This is a genomic window from Bradyrhizobium sp. 2TAF24 (assembly GCF_052115025.1).
Lineage (GTDB): Bacteria > Pseudomonadota > Alphaproteobacteria > Rhizobiales > Xanthobacteraceae > Bradyrhizobium_A.
In genome coordinates this window covers 121015-127666 of sequence record NZ_JBFRFW010000019.1, presented here as the reverse complement: position 1 = coordinate 127666, position 6652 = coordinate 121015, and the positions used below count along the sequence as shown (strand labels likewise).

The window sequence follows — 6652 nt, the reverse complement described above, 5'->3', positions numbered from 1 at the left end:
CACGAATTTCAGCGGCGCGACCGCAGTCACATTTGGCGGGACCGCAGCCGCCGGTTTCACCGTTGTCAGCGCGACCTCGATCACAGCCACGTCTCCAGCGGGAAGCGGCACCGTGGACATCCGCGTGACGACGCTCGGCGGCACCAGCGCGACCAGCGCCGCTGACCAGTTCACCTATATTCCGGCACCGACCGTCACAACGATCAGTCCGACCAGCGGGCCGACCGCGGGCGGCACGACGCTGACCATCACCGGCACCAACTTCACCGGAGTGACGGCCGTCACGTTCGGCGCGACGAATGCGACGAGCTTCTCCTTCGTCAGCGCAACCTCGATCACGGCCACCGCCCCGGCCGGCACCGGCACCGTCGATGTCACCGTCACCACCCCAGGCGGCACCAGCGCGACGGGCGCAGGCGATCAATACACTTATGTCGCGGCACCGACGGTCACCGCGGTGTCCCCCACGGCGGGCCCGGCCACCGGCGGCACCTCGGTGGTGATTACCGGCACCAATCTGACAGGGGCGACCGGTGCTGCGGGAGTCAAGTTCGGCACCACCAATGCCACCAGCTATGTCGTCAACAGCGCCACCCAGATCACMGCRGTCGCGCCGGCCGGAACGGGSACGGTCGATGTCACGGTGACCACGACAGGCGGCACCAGTGCGACAGGCGCAAGCGATCAGTACACTTATGTTCTGGCGCCAACGGTTACGTCCATCAGCCCGACCAGCGGTCCTGCCAGCGGCGGAACGACCGTGACGATCACCGGCACGAATTTCAGCGGCGCGACCGCAGTCACATTTGGCGGGACCGCAGCCGCCGGTTTCACCGTTGTCAGCGCGACCTCGATCACAGCCACGTCTCCAGCGGGAAGCGGCACCGTAGACATCCGTGTGACGACGCTCGGCGGCACCAGCGCGATCAGCGCCGCTGACCAGTTCACCTACATTCCGGCACCGACCGTCACAACGATCAGTCCGACCAGCGGGCCGACCGCGGGCGGCACGACCCTGACCATCACCGGCACCAACTTCACCGGAGTGACGGCCGTCAAGTTCGGCGCGACCAATGCGACGAGCTTCTCCTTCGTCAGCGCAACCTCGATCACGGCCACCGCCCCCGCCGGCACCGGCACCGTCGATGTCACCGTCACCACCCCAGGCGGCACCAGCGCGAGCGGCGCAGGCGATCAATACACTTATGTCGCGGCACCGACGGTCACCGCGGTGTCCCCCACGGCAGGTCCGACCGGCGGCGGCACCACGGTCGTCATCACGGGCACAGGCCTGTCCGGTGCTACGGCCGTCAAATTCGGTGCCACCAATGCGAGCGGCTTCACGGTCAACAGCGCGACCCAGATCACGGCGACGTCGCCGGCTGGAACGGGCACGGTTGATGTCACGGTGACCACGGTCGGCGGCACCAGTGCGACCGGCGCCGCGGATCAATACACCTATGTTGCGGCGCCGACCGTCTCGTCCGTCAACCCGACCAGCGGTCCGGGCAGCGGCGGAACGACTGTCACGATTACCGGCACGAACTTCACCGGTGCGAGCGCAGTCGCATTCGGCGGGACCGCTGCCGCAGGATTCTCCGTTGTCAGCGCGACCTCGATCACAGCCACGTCTCCAGCGGGAACCGGTACCGTGGACATCCGCGTGACGACGGTCGGCGGCACCAGCGCGACCAGCGCCGCTGACCAGTTCACCTATATTCCGGCGCCGAGCGTCACGTCGGTCAGTCCGACCAGCGGCCCGACCGCCGGCGGCACGACCGTGACGATCACCGGTACCAACTTCACCGGCGCGACAGCTGTCAAGTTCGGCGCGACCAATGCGACGGGCTTTACCGTCGTCAGCGCGACTTCGATCACGGCCACGGCCCCCGCCGGCAGCGGCACCGTCGATATCACGGTCACGGCCCCCGGCGGCACCAGTGCGACAGGCGCAAGCGATCAGTACACCTATGTTGCGGCGCCAACGGTCAGCGCGGTATCCCCTACGGCAGGCCCGACCGGCGGCGGCACCACGGTCGTCATCACAGGCACCGGTTTTTCCGGTGCGACAGTCGTCAAATTCGGCGCCACCAATGCCTCCGGCTTCACGGTCAACAGCGCGACCCAGATCACGGCGACCTCGCCGGCTGGAACGGGCACCGTTGATGTCACGGTGACCACGGTCGGCGGCACCAGCGCGACCGGCGCGGCCGACCAATTCACCTATGTTGCGGCGCCGGCCATCTCGTCCGTCAGTCCGACCATCGGTCCGTCCACGGGCGGCACGACGGTCACGATCACTGGCGCGAATTTCAACGGCGCGACCGCAGTGACATTTGGCGCGACCGCTGCCACAGGCTTTACCGTTGTCAGCGCGACCTCGATCACAGCCACGTCTCCAGCAGGAACCGGCACCGTGGACATCCGCGTGACGACGGCTGGCGGCACCAGCGCAACCAGCGCCGCTGACCAGTTCACCTATGTTCCTGCGCCGACCGTCACCGGCATCGGTCCGACCTCCGGGGTCACCAGTGGTGGCACGACCGTGACGATCACCGGCACGAACTTCACCGGCGCGACCGCCGTCAAATTCGGAACCAGCAACGCCAGCAGCTTCACCGTCAACAGTGCCACCCAGATCACGGCCACCGCACCAGCCGGTACCGGCACGGTGGATGTAACAGTGTCGACAACGGGGGGCACCAGCGCCACGACAGCGGCTGACCAGTACACCTATATCGCCCCGCCGGTCGTCACATCGATTTCGCCGACCGCAGGACCGCTCGCCGGCGGGACGGCAGTGGTCATTACAGGTACCGGATTCACCGGCACGACGGCCGTGAAATTCGGCGCCAGCAACGCCAGCGGCTTCACCATCAACAGCGCCACCCAGATCACTGCAACGGCGCCCGCGGGAACCGGCACCGTCGACATCACCGTCACCAACTCGGTGGCGACCAGCGCAACAAGCGCGGCCGACCAGTACACCTATGCCGCCGCGCCGACCATTACGTCGCTCAGCCCGAACAGTGGACCCGCCGGTGGCGGAACTTCGGTTGTGATCACCGGCACCAATTTCACGGGGACGAGCGGCGCCGCCGGCGTCAAATTCGGCACCAACAACGCCACGAGCTATACGGTCAACAGCGCCACCCAGATCACCGCCGTAGCCCCGGCTGGAGCGGTCGGAGCCGTCAGCGTCACGGTGACAGCGCCGGGCGGCACCGGATCCGGCACCTACACTTATGTCAATGTCCTCACCCTGACGGCGACGCCATCGTCCATCACCCAGGTCGGTCAACCTTACGCCCAGACCAATGTCGCGGGTGGCGGCACCAGTCCATTCACCTATTCGGTTCTATCGGGAGCACTGCCGCCGGGCACGTCGCTGAACGCCGCGACAGGCCTCGTCTCGGGCACGCCGGGCAGCGGGGGCAACTTCAGCTACACGATCAAGGTCACGGACAACAGTCCCACCCAGCAGAGCGCCACGCAGACGATCACTGGCGCGATCACCACGGCCGTCAGCTCCACGACCGTCACGTCCTCGCTCAATCCGAGTTCGGCGCGCCAGCCGGTCACCTTCACCGCGACGGTGACGGCATCGGGCGGCGGAACGCCGACGGGAACGGTAACGTTCAAGGACGGCGACGCCCCGATCGGGAGCGGCGCCCTGTCGGGCGGTGTCGCCACCTTCACCACTGCTACGCTGACCGTCGGTTCGCACAGCATCACGGCCAGCTACGGCGGAAGCGGCAACTACAACGCCAGTGTTTCGCAGGCCCTTCTGCAGACGGTCAACACTCCCGCTGACAGTCTCAAGCTGCGTGCGCTGCAGGTAAACGTCACCAAGGTCGTCGCGCAGAACTCAGGCCAGGCGATCGCCGGCGCGATCGATTCCGCGATCTCCGAGGGCTTCAGCGACGGCCCCGGAAGCTTCCTCACGCCTGGTGGCATGGGCATGCGGTTCAACTTCTCGGCGGACCCGGACCAGACCGAGGCGGCGAGTGGTGACAAGATCGTCAGTGATCGCTGGAACGGCAGGTATGGCCTCGACGGCGGCAAGGCCAGCGGCGCCGGCGCGCTTGGCTACGGTGACGGCCGCAAGCGCATGGATGACGCGTTCGCCGCGATCGACCGCGCCGCGCCTGCCACCAAGGCGCCACCGCTCAAGGTGCGCGAGCCGCAGGACTGGATCCTGTGGGCCGACGTGCGCGGCTCCGGCATCGACCGCTGGGGCACCACGATGAACAGCGGCCAGGCTCTGCTCTATGGCAGCCAGGTCAACGCGCTGATGGGCCTGACGCACCGGGTGTCGTCCAATGTCGTGGTCGGTGCGGTCGGCGGCTATGAAACTTTCGACTACACCTCGCAGGAGTTCAACGGCAAGCTGAAGGGCGACGGCTGGACCGTGGGCGGCTATCTCGGCTGGCGGTTGACGCCGGCCATCCGGTTCGATGCCGCGACCGCCTATTCCGGCATCAACTACAATGGCGCCGCCGGCATGGCCCAGGGCAATTTCAATGGCAACCGCTGGCTCGTTTCCGGCGGGCTCACCGGCTCGTACAAGGCGTGGGGCTTCGACCTCGAGCCCTCGCTCAAGGTCTATGCGCTGTGGGAGCATGAGAACGCCTACACGGACTCGCTTGGCACGGCGCAGGACAGCCGGAACTTCGCCACCGGCCGCGCCTCCGGCGGGTTCAAGGTCGCCTACCCCTTCGCGTGGACCGAAACGGTGATGCTGGCGCCCTACGCCGGCATCTACGCGGACTATTACTTCACCAAGGATGACGCTGCGGCGATCATCGCCGCAGCGGGCGCGCCGCCACTCGCCTCGACACCCCTGCTCGACGGCTGGTCGGCTCGTGTCGAGGGCGGACTGGCTGCCAAATTCGCCAACGGTGCTGCAATCCTTGCCGGCGGTGAACTTGGCGGCATCGGCGGCAACACCCAGATCTGGACGTTGCGCGCCCGCGCCCGCGTGCCATTCTGAACGCGGCACGCGAGCCGGATATTTCGGGAGGCGAGCGGCTGGCGGGCTCAGTTGCGCGACCGCCGCGCTCGCGGTTTTGACGGCGGTGGCGGCGGCGCCAGCACACCGACATTGAGTGGTTCGAACGGGCGTGCCTCGCAGTTGTCGAGGATGGCGGCAGGACGCGTCGTCCTCAGCCTGCCGTCCTGGAACAGCAGTGCGTACAGCCTGCGGGACTGCTCGGGCGCCCCGCTCTTCAGACAGATCATCCAGGGCTCGGCATTGATCGGCGGCGGCGCGTCCGGCGCAGTGACGAGAGCCGGCGACTGAAGCTTCAATTCGTCGGCTTTGTCCTTGAAGATCTTGACCACCTCGACGCTCGACAGATCAGGGGCTGCTCTCGACCCGGGAGCGGCCGGCGTCTCGGCCGCCGGCATGATCGACAAACCGCTCGTGATCGCCGGCCCGCCGGAGCAGGCCGCGAGAAGGAGAGCGATGGGCACAGCGCCCCAAACGGCAGGCCGGCACACATGACCTTTGAGGCCGTCCGGCATCATGACCTGCCTGACAAGCATGGCGCCCAACCGCGACCGAGCGATCGACAACGCCCCGGTGTCCCTGTCAGCCATGTCGGGCATGAGCTGGGGACCACGGCTGTTGCAGCGCCCGCCCCGCCACGGCATCGAGCTTGCTGAGCAGCTCCGGATCTCGCGCATCCGGCGCCGTCATCAACGCCGTGTCCAGGGCGCGATCGGATCCGATGGGACATGGCTCGTGCTCGCGTGGAAAAACACCGGCGAGACGGGCGACGAGCCTGCGCGCGATCGCGGCATTGGCGCCCAACATCCGCACCACGTCGTGCGCCGTTGCCGCATCATGGCCGTCACGCCAGCAATCGAAGTCCGTCACCATGGCGACGCTGGCGTAACAGATCTCCGCCTCGCGGGCGAGCTTCGCCTCTGGCAGATTGGTCATGCCGATCACCGCGCAGCCCAGGGCCTTGAACATCAGGCTTTCCGCCCGGCTCGAGAACTGCGGCCCCTCGATGCAGATGTAGGTGCCGCCCCGAACCAGCCTGATCCTTTCCGCATCTGCCGCACGGGCGATGTGCTCGCATAGGGTCGGAGATACCGGATCCGCCATCGAGACATGGGCAACGCAGCCTGCACCAAAAAACGAACTTGCGCGCCTGAAGGTGCGATCGACGAATTGATCCACCAGGACGAACGTACCTGGCGGCATCTCGCTGTCGAGCGATCCACAAGCCGATAGCGAAACCAGATCAGTCACGCCAGCGCGCTTGAGAACATCGATGTTGGCCCGGTAGTCGATATCCGATGGTGCCAGGCGATGCCCAACGCCATGGCGCGGCAGGAATACGACCGGCAACCCTGCGATCGTGCCGCGGCGGAGCGGAGCCGAGGGGGTGCCCCAGGGCGACGCGATCACCTCATCGCGCGCTCCCTCGAGCCCCGGCAAATCGTAAAGTCCCGAACCGCCAATGATGCCAAGCACTGCCGCTGTCATGGCTCTCTCCGACCGTCCCATGAAGCGTCGGCTTGCCGTGCCATGTCGGCGACCCGGCCCGCTCACGGAGCGGACAGAATGCCCAAATCCATCCCTGACGTGCAAGAACCCTTGAAACGGCTGCGATGCTGGATTCCGGCCCATGTCGGCGTC

General features: G+C 66.9%; 3 protein-coding genes. 1 reads left to right on the top strand and 2 read right to left on the bottom strand.

Annotation, left to right across the window (positions count from 1 at the left end):
* On the top strand, window positions 1–4993 hold a 4993-nt coding region (locus tag AB4Z37_RS26470; RefSeq protein WP_441519687.1), incomplete at its 5' end, for an IPT/TIG domain-containing protein.
* Window positions 4994–5040: 47 nt separating this feature from the next.
* Here AB4Z37_RS26470 and AB4Z37_RS26465 read toward each other — a convergent pair.
* Window positions 5041–5526 carry a hypothetical protein gene (locus AB4Z37_RS26465; protein WP_441519686.1) on the bottom strand — a complete coding sequence of 162 codons (486 nt, stop codon included), beginning with the start codon at window positions 5524–5526 and terminating at the stop codon, window positions 5041–5043.
* 67 nt (window positions 5527–5593) lie between these two features.
* Window positions 5594–6499, bottom strand: coding sequence for an S-methyl-5'-thioadenosine phosphorylase (locus AB4Z37_RS26460; protein ID WP_441519685.1), 906 nt, complete (start codon window positions 6497–6499; stop codon window positions 5594–5596).
* Window positions 6500–6652 lie beyond the last annotated feature (153 nt).

Coding starts and splice junctions, on each gene's coding strand:
- AB4Z37_RS26465 (WP_441519686.1), bottom strand. CDS start 5,526: ATGCCGGACGGCCTCAAAGGTCATGTGTGCCGGCCTGCCGTTTGGGGC.
- AB4Z37_RS26460 (WP_441519685.1), bottom strand. CDS start 6,499: ATGACAGCGGCAGTGCTTGGCATCATTGGCGGTTCGGGACTTTACGAT.